The sequence below is a fragment of the Paenibacillus sp. Pae15 genome (assembly GCF_024519685.1).
GTDB classification, from domain to species: domain Bacteria; phylum Bacillota; class Bacilli; order Paenibacillales; family NBRC-103111; genus Paenibacillus_G; species Paenibacillus_G naphthalenovorans.
Genome location: NZ_JALJRM010000017.1, coordinates 43,092 through 62,640 on the forward strand (window position 1 = coordinate 43,092; position 19,549 = coordinate 62,640).

Sequence of the window (19,549 nt, forward strand, 5' to 3'; positions counted from 1 at the left end):
CTATCCGGCGGACATGTCGCTTACGCCACTCATCATGGCACCCGTGTCAACAACGGGAAGCATAATATAGACGGTTGTGCCTTGGTTCACTTCACTCTCTATAAAAATATCCCCATGATGCGCTTCAATCATTTTTTTGGAAATGCTTAACCCGAGCCCGCTTCCCTGGATCTCTTTTTCAACCGACCGCGTTTCTCGATAGTAGGGGACGAACACCTTATCGATATTTTCTTTCTGGATTCCCATTCCGTTGTCTTGCATTTTGATGACGATATCTTTGTTGTTTAAATAAACGGTGATCTTGATATGGATTTTCGGTTGATTGGAGGCATATTTGATCGAGTTATTTAAAATATTGATAAAAACCCGGTAGATCTTCTTGGGATCCACAAACACTAAAGGCAAATGGTCTTCATAGTACGTATTCAGGGTAATATTGGCATGCTCCCCGTCAGAAAACACGGTCTTGAGTGCATGATCCATAATAAATTCAATATTTATCCATTCCTTTTGGAATGTCAGTTCTTCTGCGTCCAATGACGAGAGGTCAAACAACCCTTCAATCAATTGAATGATTTGATTCGTTTGGACGAGAAGTTGATCGATCAGTTCTTTTTTCTGCTCCTGGGGCAAAGCGTATTTGTTCAGAATCTCCAGGAACCCTTTCATCGAAGTCAATGGGGTTTTTAAATCATGGGATACCTGAACGATTAACTCGGAACGTGATTTTTCCGATCTTTTTAGCTTTGAATAGGTTTGCTGAAGCAAGTCGTTGGCTTCCTGCAAATCTCTGGTTCGTTTTTGCACGTTTTCTTCCAATTGATTGGATCGGCTGTGCAGTTCCGTTATCAATTTTTGAATGGTGCTGTCCATATAGTTAAAGGTATGAATGAGCTCTCCTATCTCGTCTGATCTTTTCGTATGCAGAGGATCGATTTCAAATCCTTTGGCTCTTTGGATTAAAGCGGATGTTAATTGTCTGATCGGGGTGGTAAAAAACTCGGAAAAAAAATAGGAAAAAAATAAGATTAACAACATTCCGATAAATAAAAAAAAGCTCATACGTTGGACAAGCTTATATACTTGAGTATCGGCATAATCTTCGGCCTGACCGGCGGCGATGCTCATTAAACGGGATTCAGGGATGAGATAAGCGATAAACCACCCCGCTTTGTCCAGGCTCATATACAGCAGGTGAACCTTCTCGCCAGGCGCATTGACCGTAACATGTCCGCTTTTATGATCGAGTATGGTTGAATGATGTGCCTCAAGAAGGTCAATGTGCACCTCCGGCTCCAAGTCGTTGCGGGCCTTGGCGATCACCGCCCCGTTCGTATCCAGGATATATGCCATGGGCTTATATCCGTAAACCGCAATATCCAAAAGCTCTCCGGCCAGAAGTTCACGCGATGCCTTATCCGTCTTCCCGCCCCATTGTTCATTCAAACGCCGCGTTCTTTCTTCCAGGGAAACGGACGCTTGAAGAATATTATTGGATGAGGTTTCATGAATCATCTTTTTTGTAAGCGCTTTAACCTCAATCAAGAAATAGATGCTGAACAGCACATACGGGATTAAGGATAACAGAGCCGTATACATGAGAATTTTGACAAAAAGGGATCTTCTGATCCATCTTTTGATCCAATTAGTAACGAACAAATTTATACCCCGCTCCTCTTACGGTAACGATATACCTTGGATTCAGGGGATCTTCCTCCACTTTTTTTCGCAAACTGGAAATATGAACGACCACCGTTCTGTGATCACTCAGCGTATCGTTTCCCCAGATTTTATTTAAAAGCTCCTCCATCGTAAACACGCGATTACGGTTTCTGTACAGAAACGTCAGCAAATCGAATTCCTTCATGGTCATATGTATTTTTTTCCCGTCCCGATAAACTTCCCTGGCTTGCGTATCAATCAGTAGATTATCGATGTGAATCCGGAAGTCCTGTTCGAGCGCTTGCTGTCTTTCTTTTTGCAAGATCCGGTTTCTGCGCAAATGCGCCCTCAGCCTGGCTAATAGAACATTGATGTTAAACGGCTTTTCGATATAATCATCCGCTCCCATACTGAGACCCAGGATTTTGTCATTGTCCTCACTCTTGCAGCTCATAAACAAGATGGGACTGGTTGTCAGCATGCGAATTTGTTTGCACACCTCGATGCCGTCCATATCCGGGAGCATGATATCCAGAAGAATAAGAGAGGGATTATTGCTCTTTACTTTTTCAATCGTTTCTATGCCTGAAGAGGTCATGGAATATGAAAGTCCTTCATGATCCAAGCAAATCGAAAGAAGCTTTTGTATCTTCACATCGTCTTCCACGATCAGGATTTCTTCCATTCCCCCACCTCAATTTCCCTTATTTTATTATTTGTAATGATAATACAAAATTTAGAATATTTCAATTTTTCCGTTTTTCTGATGGACGCTTCGGAAGCCTGAATTCCTAAAATAAACTTTACCTTCATTTGATCCGGGTATGATGCGGATTTGATTGCCGGTTTATCTTTGGCTTATATAATGGACTTGCACCGGAGTATGAGCTGGATATCCGCAATGAAATGTGACGGAGGTGACGGTACATTTTTGTTCTATTCTTTATTCGCTGACAACGATCTTAAAACAAATGATGGAGGGATCGGCCATATGTCCAAGAAAGCCAGAGATAAAGAGGTCTATTTGGATATCGATTTGAGGAATTTTGAAACGAGAATCAAACCGCTGATTACCAAGGAACTGATAGAGGAGCACCGGTTGAATCCGATCGGAAAGCATAGCGAGCAATTGGATGTGGTATTGAATTTTTTCAGAAGACATCATGAACAATTGGAAGGCAAATATGTCATCGTGTGCACTAAGCCCCATGAAGAATGGTGTATCGGCGAGCATCCCGCCGTCCGCGGGGAACGCCCGCAACTGTTCGAGGATGAAAAGTTTGATTCCAGGGAAGCTGCGGAACATGGGCTTTTTCTGAAAAGACTCCGGCACTTTGGTGTAGTCATTTAAATCTGAAACCAAGGGGAGATGACTAGTGGCGATCAATGGATATACAGATAAGCTCAGCGTAGAACCGGGAAGCACCATTCAATTTATGGTGAACTGTGAAGGGCATGAAACCTACCAGGCCTCCATCGTTCAATTAATTCATGGGGACACGAATCCTCAAGGACCCGGACTGAAGACGAAACCCGTCAACACCGGCATAAATCAGGAATATAAAGGAAGGGAACAGAAAATTTACAGCGGATCCTATATTATGGTTCCGGATCAACCCTTATTCAGAAAACTTCAGAGCTTCTCCCTGCAAGCTATGATTTGGCCGACTACACCGGATAAAGGTGTTCAAGGACTGCTCACGAAATGGTCGGAAGCCGGAAAAGCCGGTTATGGTTTGTTTATTGACGAGAATGGCTGTCTGGCTTTATGGATAGGCGACGGGAAAGGCAAGGTCTACAAGATCAGCACAGAGAAAAAGCTGGAAGAAAAAATCTGGTTTTTTGCAGGCGCTTCTTATGACGCATCGAGCGGGGCGGTTGAAGTATTCCAAAAGCCTCTCATCGGCAAAACCAACGGAAGATATGCTCTTCCTTACTCCTTGGAAAGAATGGCCGCACATGTAAAGACGACCGTAAACGCAAAGCCTGATACGGATCATGATACTCCTTTCCTTATGGCCGGTTATTTACAGCACGCAAGCGCAGGCAAGCACATCGCGGGCGGTTTATATAACGGTAAAATCGACAGGCCTCGCATGGCAGACCGCGCTCTTACCCTGCAGGAGATGGAGCAGTGTATTGAAGAGCCTTTTGAGGATTTGCTGGCCGTATGGGATTTTGCGAAAAATATCGGTCCGAACGGTATTGAAACGCCCAGCAGGATATGGGATGCTTCCAGGAACGAGCTGCACGGAGAGGCCGTTAACCTTCCCGCCCGGGCGATGACCGGTTACAATTGGACATCGCATGAACAAAATTTCATCCATGCGCCCGAGCAGTACGGAGCCATTCATTTTCATGACGACGATCTTTCCGATGCCCGATGGGAAGCGGATTTTGAATGGACCGTCCCGGACGGTCTGAAAAGCGGTGTGTATGCGGCCCATGTCAAAGCAGGAGAGGATGAAGACTACATCACCTTTTTTGTAAGGCCTGCCAAAGGAGCAACCGCCAATAAAATCGCTTTATTGATTCCAACGGCGAGTTATTTGGCTTATGCAAACACAAGATTTCAGGACATTCCTCTCGCTCAATTGATGTTTGGACGCGCCCCTGTGATTCAGCAAGAAGACTTGTACCTGATGGAACATAAAGAATTTGGTCTTTCCACGTACGATGTGCATTCCGACGGCAGCGGAGTATGTTATTCCTCTTCCCTTCGCCCTGTCCTCAATATGAGGCCGAAGTACAGACATAACCTTTCTCCGTCCTTGTGGCAGTTTAATGCGGACCTCCATTTGGTGGACTGGATGACCGAAAAGGGTTACTCCTTTGATGTGATTACCGATCATGACCTTCATGCCGAGGGCGTGGAGCTGTTAAATCCGTACAATGTAGTCCTTACGGGATCCCACCCCGAATATTATTCCGGCAGCATGCTGGATGCGATCGAAGATTACCAGCAGCTTGGCGGAAGACTGATGTATATGGGTGCCAACGGCTTCTATTGGATCATCCAGTTCAACCCGGAGAATCCGAATATGATTGAAGTCCGCAAGCAATTCGGCTCCAACGCCTGGAAGGCACAGCCTGGCGAATTGCATCTCAGCTTCAGCGGCGAACAGGGTGGACTTTGGAGAAACAGAGGAAGGGCTCCGCAAAAAATTGCCGGCACCGGATTCATAGCCGAAGGCTTCGACGTCTCTTCCTATTACCGCCGGAATCCGGACAGCTTCGATCCCAGAGTCTCCTGGATTTTCGAGGGAATCGGGGACGACGAGCTCATCGGCAACTTCGGATTAGTCGGCGGCGGGGCGGCAGGGCTTGAACTCGACATCTACGATCTTGAGCTTGGAACCCCGCCGGAAACGCTGATTCTTGCTTCTTCGGAAGGACATACGGATGTGTACATGCAGGTTGTAGAGGAGCTGTTTTTTAACGTCCCCGGGATGGGCGGCTATGAGAATCCCAGGGTCAGAGCCGATATGGTTTATTACCCCACTCCCAATGGGGGAGCTGTTTTTTCGGTTAGCTCCATTGCTTACTGCGGAAGCCTGTCCCACAACCGGTACGATAATAATATTTCACGGCTCACGGAAAACGTACTCAATAAATTTATGTCGGACGAACCTCTGCCGTGGCAATTGCCATAATTCTGCAGACGTCGTTCCCGTTGTTAATCCAGAATAGCCTTCGATGTTAGGAAGCGCAGACCATACCGGTCTGCAAGTTCATCAAAGGCGGCGCTTGTCGCCTCTTCAAAACCGGCAATCGGGCTCATGCAGTCCGTAAGGATGCTGAACCGGGGCTTGACGGTCTCTTGTTCGAACAAAACCATGACCTGCTTGACCGAAGTCAGCACACAGTGTGATGCCGCTTCGCCGGCGAAAATGACTTCATCATACTTCCTGAATTCATTGATCATCCGATCATCGTAACGGTTCATCGGGTTATACTCCGGATGAACGATGCCGTACATATCGCTAATCGGATCAAGCCCTTTTTCAATTACCAAAGGATTGAGCCCTTTCCTGCGGGAATGCCGGATGATCGCGTGGTAAATATTTGGCTCTACGGCTGCGCCCGGCGTTCCTTGAAGACAGTGATCCGCCCAAATCATGATGGACCTCAGCTGACTCAGGCACTGCAAGCTTTCATCCGGATGAAAGCGCGGACTCCACCGGCCGGCCATAACATCGTCATAAGTAATCGTCGTGTAGGGCTTTGGGGATTGCCCGTCTTGATCAGCCCACCATACGGAAAAGAAAATCGATATCGGCTGGTGGGTATCCAGCGAATAGCCTATGCGTGCAATGGCGCGTTCATTCGCAGTAATGAACGCCTCCAGCCGCGCCATATCTTTTTTGGCTCCTGCGACGGGCAGTGCCCCGTCATCCATAAAATCATTCTGCGGGTCAATCACAAACAGCATGATGTTATCCGATTTCATTATGAACCACCCCTATTCATGATTTGGCAGCGCTTGTCCTTTCTCTCCAGTATAACTCAAAAAGAGCCATCCGCGACAGCAGTCGTGAATGGCTCTGAATTTTTACGCTTTGGCTGTGCTGGCCGCGCGGATGAGCTCCAATGCTTGGGCAAGGTACTTTCGGAACACTTCGTGATTTTCACTCATCGGGAAGTGGCCGATGCCGGCCATTTCGATAAATTCGGCATTTTTGATTTGGCTTGCGGTTCGCCTACCGTCTTCAGGCGTAGTGAGATAGTCGTATTCTCCCGTGAGCATGACAACCTTGACTTTGTCCCCCTGAATTTGATCCAGCTTGCCGCGAAGATCATGATCGACGGAGTAGAAATACAAATCCCCCTTAAACGCTTCCGAGCCCTGGGAGTAATAAAACCACGTTGCCCAGCGATCCTGATCCGGCGATTGCGGAGCCATAAGATCCCATACTCCGCTGGCGCATACTTGAGCTGCATTCGCATGCGGATGATGCCACCAGTCCAGATAAAAGCCCGGAGAGTAATCCGCCGCTTCAACCGGAATGACCGCAGCAAAACGGTCCGGATAGCGAAGAGCAAGCTGAAGAGCTACGTTTCCTCCAAACGACGAACCTATGAAAATCGGATTTTCCAGCTCGAGCGCATCGCACAGGGTAACGATAAATTTAGTATAAAAATCGGCAGACAGCTTATACTCTTCCTTCCACCATTCACGATTCAGCGGAGGATCGGATTTTCCATGCCTCGGCAGATCATAAGCGATAATGCGATAATTGTTCGTGAATTCTTCATCCTCGAGAAGCCCCCGCCATTGATGGTTGTGACAACCTGCCGTGTGCTGGCAGACAATGGGCTGTCCCGTTCCGTTCTCCAAATAAAATACTTTATATTCATCCCCATCCACTTCAATCGTGACATAACGGCCCGTTACGGGTGAAAATGTAGCTTTAGGCATCGCTTGTTTCCTCCTTTTTATCGTTTATCCGTTTTTATACCGGTACACCTACAACCCGGAGCAATTCCAACTGGGTGGTAAGGCAGCGAAGATTTTGCATTAATACAAGCAAGTCGCCCTCCAGTTTCATATCGCGCTGGAAGCTTGCCGCCCAAATGCCGTGATACATCGGCGGCGGGGTAGGCTGGGAAAACTTGCGCCACGTATCTGCGCTGGCACGAATGGCAAATTGATAATGCTCGAGAGGGCCCGGGTCCATGGTGACGTTTACAATTTTTCCCGCGTGCGTTTGAATCAGGACCTTCGTCGTCTCCATATCCAATAGATACGAGCAGGTAAAAAACTTCCCGTGGGCGTTCAGCTCTTCATTGCTGTCATTGATCTCTTTAAACTCCGTGGTCCATTGCTTTGCTGCAACTGTCATTTCCAATTGCCTCCTTCAGATCGTTTTGGAGTAGAGACTGGTGAATTTCCCTACTTGCCTTATAAATTAGCAAAAACCACGCCAATAGAGTTTATGCTTTACCATTGTTTTAACCTCAGTAAGCATCTGCCGTTTCACCCCTCATCATTTCATCGCAAGCCCGCCTACCCTGTTTCATGGCACATCCGGTGTCCGGACAACGAACACCGGGACTCCAGAAAAAAAGACAACTCAAGGAGTTGAGTTGTCCGAGAAGGAGGAGTCGATTCAACAGTTTATGCCATGCTTTTCCATTTTTCGATATAAAGCGCTTCGCGAGATATTCAGCGCTCTGGCCGCTTGAACCCGGTTTCCGTTGGCCGTTTTTAAGGCCCATTCAATCTGCTCCCGTTCGCTCATGCGGATGGGGCTCTTGTTTCCCATATCCAAATACTCTAGTACATGACGGGCTTCCAACTGATCCTGTTCATGAAGATACGCTATTCTGTCCATTACATTTCGAAGCTCGCGTAAATTGCCTGGCCAGGTGTAGTGCCGAAAGAGCTCCATCGCTTCCGGCGTACAAATCATCTGATTGCGCTTTGCTTTGTCACAAGCTGCGGAAAGCATCTGATTCAGCAAATGCTCCAAATCTTCCGGCCGTTCCCGTAACGGAGGAATATGAACCGTAAACACATTGAGCCGGTATAACAGGTCTTCGCGGAACTCCCCTTTTTCCACCAGCAGCCGCAAATCCTTATGAGTGGCTGCAATAAAACGCACATCCACAGGAATAGGGGTTGTGCTTCCGACTCTTGTAATTTGCTTCTCCTCCAGTGCACGGAGTAATACCGCCTGGAGCTCGAGAGGCATGTCGGCAATCTCATCCAAAAACAAGGTGCCCCCGTTCGCCGCTTCTATTTTTCCAGGGTTCCCCTGCTGCCTGGCTCCGGTAAAGGCGCCTGCCGCATAACCGAAAAGCTCGGAGGCAATCAGCTCCTTCGGCAAAGAGGCGCAGTTTAAAGCAATAAAAGGTTTGCCGTTTCTGCTGCTTTCGCGATGTATCGCTCTGGACATGTAATCCTTGCCCGTGCCGCTTTCCCCACGGAGTAGTATCCCCGCATCGCTTTTGGCCGCTTTCGCCGCCATGTGAAGCGTTTTCAAAAACGTCGGATTTTTTGTTTCAAAAGCAGCATGAACTGCGGACGGTTCCTTTCCCTCAGGCTTTGCCGCCGACGGGGCCTTTTTTTTCTGCGCTTCCGTCTTGACCAACACAACCATGGCCAGGTTTTCGTTCTGCTTTGTCAATTTTTTCGATTCAAGCAGGTATCTTTGTCCCTCAAGGAAAATCTCGGCCGTTTCATCCGATTGAATGTTCAATTGGTTGATGATGGGATGCTCGTTGGTCTGTGCAGAAGGATGCAATCTTTGGTTCTCCTGCTGAAGCAGATGGATAAATTCAGATGCCCGTTTATTCTTATGAATGATCTTCCCCCACTTGTCGAAGGAAAAAATACCGGTGGACTGCAAATTGATATCCCAGGAACGCAGGAGAATTTCCGACAGGATTTCTTCTTTTACTCTGTTTCGGTCATAACGCAATCTCTCGGCAACAGACCGTGCTCCGGAGACCGCCAACGTGTACAGCTCGCGGATGTCATTGCCCGGACCTACCCGGCAGATGTCGAACACCCCCATATATTCTCCGTCGACAAATATGGGACAAGCCGAGCAATCCCATACCCGGAAAGCGGTACAATAGTGTTCATTGGCGGATGTGGCTATAGCCATACGTGTCCTTAGCGCAATGGAAAGTCCAGTCGAACCTACGTTATCCTCCATCCATCTGGCACCGGGTGTAATTCCTCCCCGATCGCACACATGCTGCGCTTTCGCATCGGCCATCATTTCGATCAAATATCCATCTGCATCGGCAAGAAGGAGCAGGTAACCTCCACCCTTTAAATAACTGTACATTTCTTCCATCACCGGGATAGCGGCTGCCAGTAGCTCTTCGTTTTTTTTGCGCTTATCGATAAACTCATCTCTGCCAATATGAGAAGCAACCTGATCCAATTCATAAGAAATACCGATCTGCCTGCACCTATACCATGAATCCAGGACTTCCTTGCGAATATTCGCGTCCGCTTCCCCTTTGAGCACGAATTGCTGCCATGATTGCGTGACATTCAACGGTATTTCCCCCTTGGCTAAAATAGATATGTCGCATTATTCAAACAATGTATAACCATTCTATTAAACCGGATCGTTTTCCTGCAAGTCCTATTTTCAAAACCTGATGTTTCGAGGTTAGGACAGCCATCCGATCCGAAAATATTGTACGAATAGGTGAATACCCAGAACATCAATCCAATTAATCGCTGTTCATTCAGGAGAACTACGCCGATCATATGACAAGAAGCGGAAGCTCGATTATTCTTTTACCCATAGCCGCTAACTTTTTCGAAAACTTGGTTACGATACTGATTGAAGACAATATCCTCATTCAGCCTAATCCCAACCGGTTGGCCGTATATTTGGATTATTCTTTTGGCGGTACTTCGGTACCCGCTGCAGGGCAAATTCAGGTCATCAATAATTAGCTTAGCTATGCCCTGCCTTGGGGCGCTCCGACGGATACGGTCAGTATGATCGCCCCGGTCGGCTTCAGCAATCCTTCTCCCGCCGGTGTATATTTGGCAGGGTTCGCTCTTATCGACAACATCCTTTTCTAAATCTTGAGCAAAACAAAACAAGCTGTCATTTAGGCATATTAGGCGACAGCTTGTTCTGATGGCGGTTTAACCCCATTGAATCTCTTTTAATTTGTTCTTCAAATAGTCGATCGATGCGGCCGCATACCAATCGGGATCGGCTCTGCGGGTATGGAAGCCGACCTCCATCGTCAAATAGCCTTGATAGTCGATCTCTTTCAAAGCTTTCAACACAGCGTCGAAATTGCAGTTTCCTTGTCCCGGCGGAAGACGGTCGGCATCGGATATATGGATATGGTGAAGCTTATCTTTCATGCGGTACACGTAGTCACTGGATACCTCGCTCCGATAGAGCGCATGGAAGGTATCAAACATCACTTTGACGTTATCTTCACCGGTTTGCTCCGCCAGCAAGAGGGCGTCGTCTGCGGTCTCGACCAAATTGCTGTCTGTAGGCGTCGGCTCCACTACCAGCGTGACGCCAAGCTCCTTTGCATATCGGGCACACTCCACCAGACCTTGAAGACTGTAATTCCATGCCTCCTGCTGCGGAGTCCCATAGACGGCCCATCCCGCAATCCAAATCACGGTAGGACATTCCCATTCATGCGCAAGGAGAATAATATCCTTGTAATGCTGAACTGTGAACTCCCGTTCCTCTCTAATCGGAGAGCTTGGGTTGTTCCCCGGCCCCCCGCCCGGAGCGGGCAGCATCGACGATACGTTCAGTTGATGCGTTCTGAGCAGCTGTTTGATTTCCTTTCTCCGCCCGTGCGATAAATGATCCGGCCAGGCATGGGGACTGGCGCAGCCGATCTCGATCCCGTCATAGCCCATAGAGGACAATCTTTTAATGACTTCATCCAATGGATATGACGGAAGCCAGCTTGGAAAACAACTATACACCCATGTATTAAACGAGATTCCTTTCATATGTTCATGCTCCCTTCTATGGATACGAAATTGGTGTCAACCTGCCAAACGAATACGGCTTTTTCGGTCTTTCTTTCATCGAACAACCGGAACGCTTTCTCTGCTTCTTCCAACCGGAAGGTGTGTGTAACCAGTTTTTCAACCGGGACGTTTTTGCGTACAATGAATTCCGTAATCTCTTCATATTCCTGGATCGGGAAATACCACGAGCCGATTAAGGTTAATTGTTTACGAATGAGCTGCTCGCTTGGTTTGATCGTGGATTCCCTGCACTCCCCGACAAACGCCACTCTGCCGTGGGTTCTCACACTGTCCAACGCCTGATTTTCCGCAATCGGACTGCCCGAGCAATCGATAGCCGCATCCGCGCCTTTGCCATTCGTGATCTCGCGAATTCGGCTGACGACGTCTTCTGTATTGCCGTTGATCGTGTAGTCGGCTCCGAGTTCCGTTCTGGCAAGCTCCAGCCGCTCTTCGATCATATCGACAGCGATGACGGTTGCGCCCAAAGCTTTGGCGACCAAAATGCCGGCTCCGCCCATCGGTCCCAGGCCAAAAATGACCAAGGTATCCTTCCCGGAAATGTTCAGTCTTTTTTGAGCATGGTACAGCGTTCCCACCGCATCTGTGGATACGGCAGCGGCCACATAGCTTAACGAATCCGGAAGCTTCATGCAATTTTTCTCGGGAACCACAAGATAATCGGCATCTCCGCCATGCACGTCAAAGCCGACACATTTCCAGGAGGTGCAGAACATCATATACCCGCTTTTGCAATTTGAGCACTCTCCGCACCCGACAGCCAAATATACGGCTACCCGGTCTCCTGCTTTAATCGATTCGACGCCTTCTCCGGTTTGGACCACCAATCCTGCCGGCTCATGACCCGGAATGATAGCTCCCGATTTGGTCGCCTCGCCGCCAACCACCGGGTTTCCATAATAAAGGCTCATATCGCTGCGGCAAATCGCCGATGCCTTCATCTCGATCAAAACCTCGTTGGGACCCGGAGCGGGAACCGGAAACTCTTTGACTAGCACTTGCTTATTCCCTGGAAATACTACGCCCTTCATTGTTTTCATCCATATGCCCTCCATACCCTTTGGATTGTTTATTTTACGGAACCCATCGTTAAGCCTTTAATCATGTGGTTCCTTACGAGAATGGCAAAGAACAGAACCGGAGCCGTCATTAAGGTCGAGGCCGCAGTCAACTCGCCCCATTTTACCCCATACATCGTAATGAATTGGTTGGCGATCACAGGAGCCGTGACGGCATCATTTCTGGAAAGCACCAACGCAAACATAAATTCGTTCCAGCTGAACATGAGACATATAATCGCGGTTGCAGCCAAACCGGGAGCGATCAACGGCAGAATGATTTTATAAAAAGCGGTCATCCGGGAGCAGCCGTCCATCATCGCCGCTTCTTCCAGATCGATCGGAATGTCATCGAAAAATCCCTTCAGCATCCACACCACAAACGAAAGATTGAATGCCGTATAAGGAATAATCAAAGCGGTATACGTATCGATCAAATCAAACCAGCTCATCATCATAAATACGGGTACCAGCGTAGCGGCCGGCGGAAACATCCGGGTGGACAATATCCAAATCGCCAGATCCTTTCCTCTTTTCAAGTTAAATCTCGACAAGGAGTAGGAAGCCAATGCTCCGAATACAATGGACAAAAAGGTGGATACAAGCGAGACAACCACACTGTTCCACAGCAGGCTGCTGAATTGATTTGACGATCCTTTACTTGAAAATAAAGACCCGTAATTCTCAAAGGTCGGAAGAAAGAACCACACCGGCGGTAAGGCTTGCGCATCCCAGGATGTTTTTAACGACGTTAACACCATCCACGCCACCGGGAAGATCGCGACAAACAGAATAATGTAAGTCAATAGATCCAGGAACCGGTTAACCGCGGTTTTCTTTGTTTTATACGGTAAAATTCCCATCATATCATCCCCAATACTATGTAGATCGGATCGATTGAATTATTTTGGCGTTTCCCTGTAAAGAAACCGGATAAACTGAGAGGTAATCAAAATGACCATAATTAAGAACAGCCAGGAAATCGCCGAAGCATACCCGGTCTCCCAGAACTTGAACGCTACACGATAAACGCGCAGGCTCAATAATTCCGTACTGATCCCGGGTCCTCCATTCGTTAAGGTCCAGACCACATCAAAGGACTTGAAGGCATCGATCATCCGGATTAACAGCACGACCAGAATCACGGGCTTTAACTGCGGAAGGGTGACATGCCAAAACAATTGCCATGGCGAGGCCCCGTCCATCCAGGCGGCTTCCACCGGATCGTCAGGCAAAGATTGCAGTCCCGCGAGCAAAGAAAGCACCATAAAAGGAGTCCACTGCCAGACATCGACCAGAATAACGACAGGCATGGACAGCGTATGGTCTCCAAGCCAATTCGGACCTGTGATGCCGAACCATGAGCTCAAATAATGATTAATAATGCCGAAATCAGTATTAAACAGCCATCGCCACATGAGACCAACCGCTACCGGTGTGGCCATCATCGGCAGAAGCAGCAGCATCCGGATCACGGTGATTCCTTTCATTTGGCGGTTTAATAACAGCGCAATCAGAATGCCGAGCACAAACTCCAAAAAAACGGCGCAGCCCACATAAATCAGCGTGTTGATGAATGAAGCCTGGACATCGGGGTCGGTTAAAGCGCGGGTGAAATTATCCAGCCCGACAAAGCTCCACTTCTCTGGTTCCGTAGCTTTATAATTAGTCATACTGGTCAGCAAAGAAAAGATGAACGGGACAATGGTCATGGAAATCAGAACAACCATGGCCGGAACAAACAAAAGGTATTTCAGCTTACTCTTATCTTGATTTCTCATGAGGGAATTTCAACTCCGTTTAAAGCGGACGCTTGTCGCCGAATGTTCATGCTCATGCGTCCGCTGGGATTCAACCTTAATAACCTGCTTGCTTCATCAGGGTTTCGACTTGTTTGGCGCCATCGTTCAGCGCCGTCTTCGCATCCTTTTTACCGGACAAATAATCGCTGACTGCAATTTGGACAGCTTCGGAAACCTGATCATAATTCGTAATTCTCGGACGGCCCACGCCCACTTTTAGAGATTCGCCGAGAACTTGGTAGTACTCTTTAAGAGATTCCTCGGGCAAAGACTTCGCAGCTTCATATGCGGATTTTCTCGTCACGTGCTGGTTAAATTTCAAGTAGCCTTTTTGAGCCTCCGGGCTTGTCAAATATTCCGCCAGCTCGTAAGCGCCTTGTTTGTTTTTGGAATATTTGCTGATGCCAATCCCCCAAGATCCGAAGTGCGGCCCTCTCACAAGCTTATCGCCGTCTTTTACACCGGGGAATACAAAGTATCCGGCTTCGCCTTTTACTTTGGGATCCAGCTTCATATCGTGATAATTCATCCCCATGGCCACTTGTCCGGAGCCGAAGACGGTCGCCACTTCATCCCAGGTGTATGTCAGTACGCCAGGAGGCGTCACTTTATGCTGGCCGATCCAGCTGCCGTAGGTTTCCAGCGCTTTTACTCCCTTTTCATCATTGAACACCGGCTTCAGATCATCGTCAAAGACTTTCCCGCCAAAATCACTTAAGAACGACTTGAAGTCAACAAAATTGGCTTCATGCTTCTTCCCCATCAAAGTCGTACCGTACAGATCGATTTTGCCGTCGTTGTTGGTATCGCGGGTGAAAAATTTAGCGATATCCAGATACTCATCCATCGTTTGGGGAATGGTTAATTCACGGTTGTACTGCTTTTTAAATTCTTCCTTGTTGTTCGGATGGTTAAAAAGATCCTTTCTGTAGCTCACGGTCAACACATTGGATTGAACCGGAAGGCTCCAGATATCGAATCCCTGTGAAACAATGTTATCCAGATGAATCTCATCCATTTGTGGTGGATTGGCTTGCGGCGCATCTTTTTTGAATACAGAAGTATCCAGAAACGCTTTGGCGATAAAATCATCCAGCTTCAACGAATCCGGCGATTTCGTAGACTTTATATAAGAAGTCATGGGTTCAATGTGCTGGATAATTTTGGGCATCCATGGCGTATCGATCGCAATCAAATCATAGTGGTCGCTCTTTTGGGCCAGTTCCGAAAATACTTTCTCTTGAAGGTTGTTATATGGGAATGTATTCACTTCAATCCGAATGCCCGTTTGCTCTTCGTATTTTTGCGCGGCGTCGATGATAGCCTCCGAGCCTGCCTCGACCGTAGCATATAACACTTTCAACACTTGGGGTTTCCCGCTATCGGCCGCATTTCCGTTTTGCTCATGGGCAGGCGGTGCAGCTTCAGAACACGCTGACAAGACCATCATCATTGAAAGCACCAGTATTGAAGCCGTTTTCATTTTTCTCATTTTGCATTACCCCTTTTTATTTGTATTGTCCACATCAACCCATTGGCCTGTGGCATGACTTTCCAGAATGGCATCGATAATACACCTTCATTCGGTTTCTCTCGATGCCCGATCCACAGCTTCTCGGGTTCCTCCTGATTCCAAAACGCGGAGCTTTTGCTTCCATTGATCTCAAAGCTTAACCTATTTTTGCGTCCGGCGCTGACTTGGGAAACCGTAAAAACACCTCTGGTTCCATCTTCAAAGCGCAGCAGCACGCTCGCATAATCTTCCGTATGGATCAGGGGATGACCGTCAATTGTAATCCGTCTCGTACAAAAGCCAGTCCTGCAAATAGCTTCCATGCACGACTCTACCTTTCCGAAATAATCCTAACATGAAACAGTTAACCGTTTACAATATGAGTATAGAAAATCCGCGCATGCGAAAACAGCGGAATAATTTAGCCGAAGGGGAGAATTTTTTAACCTGCAGGGTTTACTCCGTTTCATCGCCTGTATTGGCGAATCCATTGCCTCTGCGATACTCTGAAGGCGTTAAGCCGAATTCTTTTTTAAACAAGGTTCGGAAATAGCGGTAATCCATATAACCGATTTCTTCAGAGATTTCATTGATTTTTTTGTCCGTTTGGAGCAGCAAAGTCTGCGCATGCCGCAATCTGCTGCGGATCATATATTTGACAAAATTCATACCAGTCTGCTGTTTGAAGATGCGGCTTAATGTGACGGGGTGAACGCCTACGGCGTCGGCCACCATTTCGAGACTGAGATTCGGATCGCGGGAAGTATCGACCAATTGAAGCGCTTGTCTAAACCAGCTCAAGCTCGATTGATTCTCCAGCTGCGTCAAGGCGCGGACACCATCCAAAACAAACTTCCAAATCTTTTGCTTCAATTCGCTCCACGTCTTGTGCTTGGTAACCCACTGAGTCCAATAATGGATTTTTTCTTCTTCCAATACAATTAGTTCGCTTTTACTGGTGAGTCCTTCGTCAAGCAAGGCCATCAGGTTCACACACTCTTTCTTGAGTTGGTGAAACTCAAGCTCCTCCAAGCTGTTCAACCAATGGTCAAGCGCTGCTTCCAGATGCGGAATGTCTCCGATTTTGGCATACGATAAGATGTGCTGCCGCAAGGATACGGCTTTCCTGGCCGCCTCTTTGCCGTTCTTTTCCAAGGCTGCCTCCCCCCGTTCCCGCTGCCCCTCAAAAAAACGCTCACTTTCCCATTGCTCAATTCCGGCTGTGATACTGGACAAAAAATCGTGCTTCTCTCGGAAACTCGTCCTGTTTTGGCCCGAGGGCGTGTGAACCACCACACCGCCATAGTCAAAATTGACGGAGAAAGATAATAAGATGCGGTCGGGATGGCTTTCCCATGTCTTGCATAGCTCTGCAGGATCGCCAAAAAGAATTTCCTTCCACTCCCGCTCATCGAACCATAGGCCGGTATTATAACACTTTAGATCATGAACAAATACATATTGGTTGGATAATTTGACAAGCACCGATTCCATTTCCTTCAGCAGCAAAACGTCCATCTCCAGCTTTACTTTCTCAACGACTTCCCGCAGCTGCTCGCGGTCCGCCGGCTTTAACAAGTAGTCGACAGCACCATACTGCAGCGCTTTACGCGCGTATTCAAAATCGTCATAGCCCGATAAAATAACAACCTGCATGGCCGGGTAAGTTCTTTGGATCGAACGAAGAATCTCCAGACCGTCCATTTCCGGCATCCGTATATCCATAAAGACAAGGTCCGGTTTCACCAGCGAAATTTGTTCCAGGGCCATTTTGCCAAACCCGACATCAAAGATCTTGGCAGAAGGAAAAAGCATTGTTAATTTATATATAATGCTTTCGCGCACTTCTTTCTCGTCATCGGCAACACATATTTTCATAGTTCATCTTCAGCTCCTTACAAGGATTTTGTTAGAATTTGTCGAATAAGAACAACCACCAGTACCAAGAGGGGAAATGATTCCATGCTGCCATTACTGCAGTCTGTTCAACGGTGGATAGGCTATTTATCGCTTAAATATAAACTGTTCATCCTTCTGGTTGCAATCTCCATTTTTCCCATCTCCCTGGTTAGCTACAGCTCCCAGCATTTTATGTTTCGTTCCAGTACGGAGCATTCGGCATCCATTTCTTCACAGTACGTTCAATTTGTCTCCCATGATATCACAAGTTATTTGCAGGATTTGAGCCAATCCTTCGATTCGCTGCTGACCAATCCCGACTTCCAGAAATTTTTGGAGACACCCGACGATGATTTGGTTCAGCAAGCCAATTATATTATTAATTTTCGTCCGGTTCTAAAAAATTCCCTTCAATTCTGGAACGAGGTGCTCGGTGTTCTTTATCTTGACCAAATGGGAAAATCGTATTTTGAATCGTATCAGAAGCGCCTTAACTATGAATACTCTTTTCAAGAGAATCATATATACAGGTCGTTTTATCAAATAAACAAACAAGAATTAATCGCTCCTCATCCGATGGATTATATCCAAAACCCAAGAGAAAACGTTTTCTCTCTTGTCCGGCCCATCGTTAATTTGCGTACAGGACAGATCAATTCCTGGTTCGTGATCGAGATTCGGGAGGACAAACTGAAAAGTATGCTAAGCGGAAGCAATTATGGGCAGGACGGGTATCTTTTACTATATCAACCTTCCAGCGGTACGGTCGTTTCCAATTTCAGCATGCATTCCACCCTGCTGCAGGATTTTCAGACGTCACTGGCTTTAGATCCTGATCAAAACAGGGAATTTATTTTTAACTCCGATAACGTGAAGTATCAAGCTGTCTATGCAGATATCCCTTACGGCCATTGGAAGCTGGTATGGATGGCTCCGCTCAGCAGCATTACGAAAGGCGTTCAGCAATCCACTCAATTGACCATGCTCATTGCCGTGGTCAGCTTGATCATCGCTTTGATTATTGCATTCCCTGTCATGAATAGCGTCCTCCGGCCGCTGTTTAAACTTAAGGGAGGGATTGTAAGTCTGGGCAGAGGGGCGTACGTTCCGATTCAGATCAAATACAGCAACGATGAAATCGGATTTTTGATACAAAGCTATAATCAGATGCTCGGTGAGCTGCAAAGAATGGAGCAGGAAGTGTTTGAATCCAGGGTAAAAGAAAAAGAGAGGGAGCTGCTGCAGCTGCAAGCTCAGATTAATCCTCACTTCCTGTTCAATACACTCGAAACGATTGAGTCTTATGCTGTCAAAAACAATGGAGAAGCGGTTGGCGAAATGGTGCAATCCGTGTCCCGGATGATGAGATATAATGTGAGAAACGATGGAGGATGGGCTCCGGTAAAAGAAGAAATGGCCTATATCCGAAATTTCCTTAATATCCATCACTATCGAAACGGCAAGGATGTGATGGCGAAATTCGACGTAGATTCGGCTGCAGCAGATATTCCAATTATGAAGCTGAGCATACAACCCTTTGTAGAAAATGCGATTAAATATGGATGGAGCCCGAGCATGGGCGCTGAGGAATTCCTGTTGACCGTTACAGTGGAGCTGACAGAGGGGACGCTTCATATCGATGTTCGTGATACAGGAACCGGCATACCGGCACATATTCTGGACAAGATTACTCGATTGATTCATTCGAAGGGAGAAATCGTCGATCCTTATTTTCAGAAGCACACAGGCATTTACAACGTATACCGCCGGTTTCTGCTGGCCTACGGAGACTCGGCAGACTTTAGGATCACTTCCCATCCGCATCAGGGAACCAGGGCGGCAATCCGCGTACCCTATCGGAGGTCACAGCACAGCATGTCTGAATCCTCCAAAAAAAAATAAGGTGGAAAAGTCGCCAGCTTCAGGCTATCTAACGGCTTCTCCATGGACGGTTAATCCGCTCTTTCCATGCGTAAATAAATCCCGGTTCACCCTAAGCATGCGGATAGGGCTGCTTATGGAGGAGACCCCCATATGCGGATTTCGAAATATTGACGAGCATACATCTCTACTGCCGGACCGGGATGTATAAGTCTCATCGAGA

The 19,549-nt window shown here is 47.3% G+C and carries 17 protein-coding genes; 4 read left to right on the top strand and 13 right to left on the bottom strand.

All coding sequences use genetic code 11. The features are described 5' to 3' along the window. On the bottom strand, nt 1-1,659 hold the full coding sequence (locus NR121_RS15210; protein WP_062408793.1) for a HAMP domain-containing sensor histidine kinase: 1,659 nt from the start codon (nt 1,657-1,659) through the stop codon (nt 1-3). After that, nucleotides 1,646-2,347 carry a response regulator transcription factor gene (locus tag NR121_RS15215; protein ID WP_054817833.1) on the bottom strand — a complete coding sequence of 234 codons (702 nt, stop codon included), beginning with the start codon at nt 2,345-2,347 and terminating at the stop codon, nt 1,646-1,648. The genes NR121_RS15210 and NR121_RS15215 overlap by 14 nt, the downstream gene beginning before the upstream one ends. A 306-nt stretch (nt 2,348-2,653) precedes the next feature. Here NR121_RS15215 and NR121_RS15220 point away from each other — a divergent pair, with 306 nt between their 5' ends. Further along, a complete protein-coding gene (locus NR121_RS15220; RefSeq protein ID WP_062408794.1) occupies nt 2,654-3,013 on the top strand; it encodes a N,N-dimethylformamidase alpha subunit family protein in 360 nt (119 codons plus the stop codon). A gap of 25 nt (nt 3,014-3,038) precedes the next feature. Continuing rightward, nucleotides 3,039-5,315 (top strand): N,N-dimethylformamidase beta subunit family domain-containing protein, encoded by a 2,277-nt coding sequence (locus NR121_RS15225; RefSeq protein WP_062408795.1) that lies wholly within the window; start codon nt 3,039-3,041, stop codon nt 5,313-5,315. Nucleotides 5,316-5,338: 23 nt separating this feature from the next. On the opposite strand, the gene NR121_RS15230 is transcribed toward NR121_RS15225, so the two are convergent. The 4 genes from NR121_RS15230 to NR121_RS15245 form a co-directional block, all read right to left on the bottom strand. Then, on the bottom strand, nt 5,339-6,112 hold the full coding sequence (locus tag NR121_RS15230) for a cysteine hydrolase family protein (RefSeq protein WP_174349737.1): 774 nt from the start codon (nt 6,110-6,112) through the stop codon (nt 5,339-5,341). Between the two features lie 102 nt (nt 6,113-6,214). Next, nucleotides 6,215-7,081: an alpha/beta fold hydrolase gene (locus NR121_RS15235; RefSeq protein WP_054817829.1), complete on the bottom strand. Its 867-nt coding sequence runs from the start codon at nt 7,079-7,081 to the stop codon at nt 6,215-6,217. A 34-nt stretch (nt 7,082-7,115) separates the two neighbouring features. Further along, the gene (locus NR121_RS15240; protein ID WP_062408797.1) at nt 7,116-7,505 is read right to left on the bottom strand and encodes a hypothetical protein; all 390 of its coding nucleotides are present in this window, start codon (nt 7,503-7,505) and stop codon (nt 7,116-7,118) included. A gap of 267 nt (nt 7,506-7,772) precedes the next feature. After that, a complete protein-coding gene (locus NR121_RS15245; RefSeq protein WP_256831426.1) occupies nt 7,773-9,677 on the bottom strand; it encodes a sigma-54-dependent Fis family transcriptional regulator in 1,905 nt (634 codons plus the stop codon). Between the two features lie 218 nt (nt 9,678-9,895). On the opposite strand from NR121_RS15245, the gene NR121_RS15250 reads away from it, so the two are divergent. Next, complete coding sequence (locus NR121_RS15250; RefSeq protein WP_054817826.1) at nt 9,896-10,087, top strand: hypothetical protein; 192 nt, start codon at nt 9,896-9,898, stop codon at nt 10,085-10,087. 198 nt (nt 10,088-10,285) lie between these two features. Here NR121_RS15250 and NR121_RS15255 read toward each other — a convergent pair whose 3' ends face one another. From NR121_RS15255 to NR121_RS15285, 7 genes are all read right to left on the bottom strand, one after another. Then, a complete protein-coding gene (locus tag NR121_RS15255) occupies nt 10,286-11,131 on the bottom strand; it encodes a sugar phosphate isomerase/epimerase family protein (protein WP_256831427.1) in 846 nt (281 codons plus the stop codon). Beyond that, entirely contained in the window at nt 11,128-12,213 is a 1,086-nt protein-coding gene (locus tag NR121_RS15260; RefSeq protein WP_256831428.1) for a zinc-dependent alcohol dehydrogenase family protein, read from the bottom strand. Before NR121_RS15260 ends, NR121_RS15255 begins: the two co-directional genes overlap by 4 nt. 29 nt (nt 12,214-12,242) lie before the next feature. Next, complete coding sequence (locus NR121_RS15265; protein ID WP_174350413.1) at nt 12,243-13,097, bottom strand: carbohydrate ABC transporter permease; 855 nt, start codon at nt 13,095-13,097, stop codon at nt 12,243-12,245. Between the two features lie 36 nt (nt 13,098-13,133). Continuing rightward, on the bottom strand, nt 13,134-14,012 hold the full coding sequence (locus NR121_RS15270; RefSeq protein WP_054817824.1) for a carbohydrate ABC transporter permease: 879 nt from the start codon (nt 14,010-14,012) through the stop codon (nt 13,134-13,136). A 76-nt stretch (nt 14,013-14,088) separates the two neighbouring features. Beyond that, nucleotides 14,089-15,525: an ABC transporter substrate-binding protein gene (locus tag NR121_RS15275; protein ID WP_256831429.1), complete on the bottom strand. Its 1,437-nt coding sequence runs from the start codon at nt 15,523-15,525 to the stop codon at nt 14,089-14,091. After that, nucleotides 15,522-15,869, bottom strand: coding sequence for a Gfo/Idh/MocA family protein (locus NR121_RS15280; protein WP_054817819.1), 348 nt, complete (start codon nt 15,867-15,869; stop codon nt 15,522-15,524). Before NR121_RS15280 ends, NR121_RS15275 begins: the two co-directional genes overlap by 4 nt. A 133-nt stretch (nt 15,870-16,002) precedes the next feature. Next, nucleotides 16,003-17,424, bottom strand: coding sequence for a response regulator (locus NR121_RS15285; protein WP_256831430.1), 1,422 nt, complete (start codon nt 17,422-17,424; stop codon nt 16,003-16,005). An 84-nt stretch (nt 17,425-17,508) separates the two neighbouring features. On the opposite strand from NR121_RS15285, the gene NR121_RS15290 reads away from it, so the two are divergent. Continuing rightward, the gene (locus NR121_RS15290; protein WP_256831431.1) at nt 17,509-19,347 is read left to right on the top strand and encodes a sensor histidine kinase; all 1,839 of its coding nucleotides are present in this window, start codon (nt 17,509-17,511) and stop codon (nt 19,345-19,347) included. The last annotated feature ends 202 nt before the right edge of the window (nt 19,348-19,549 follow it).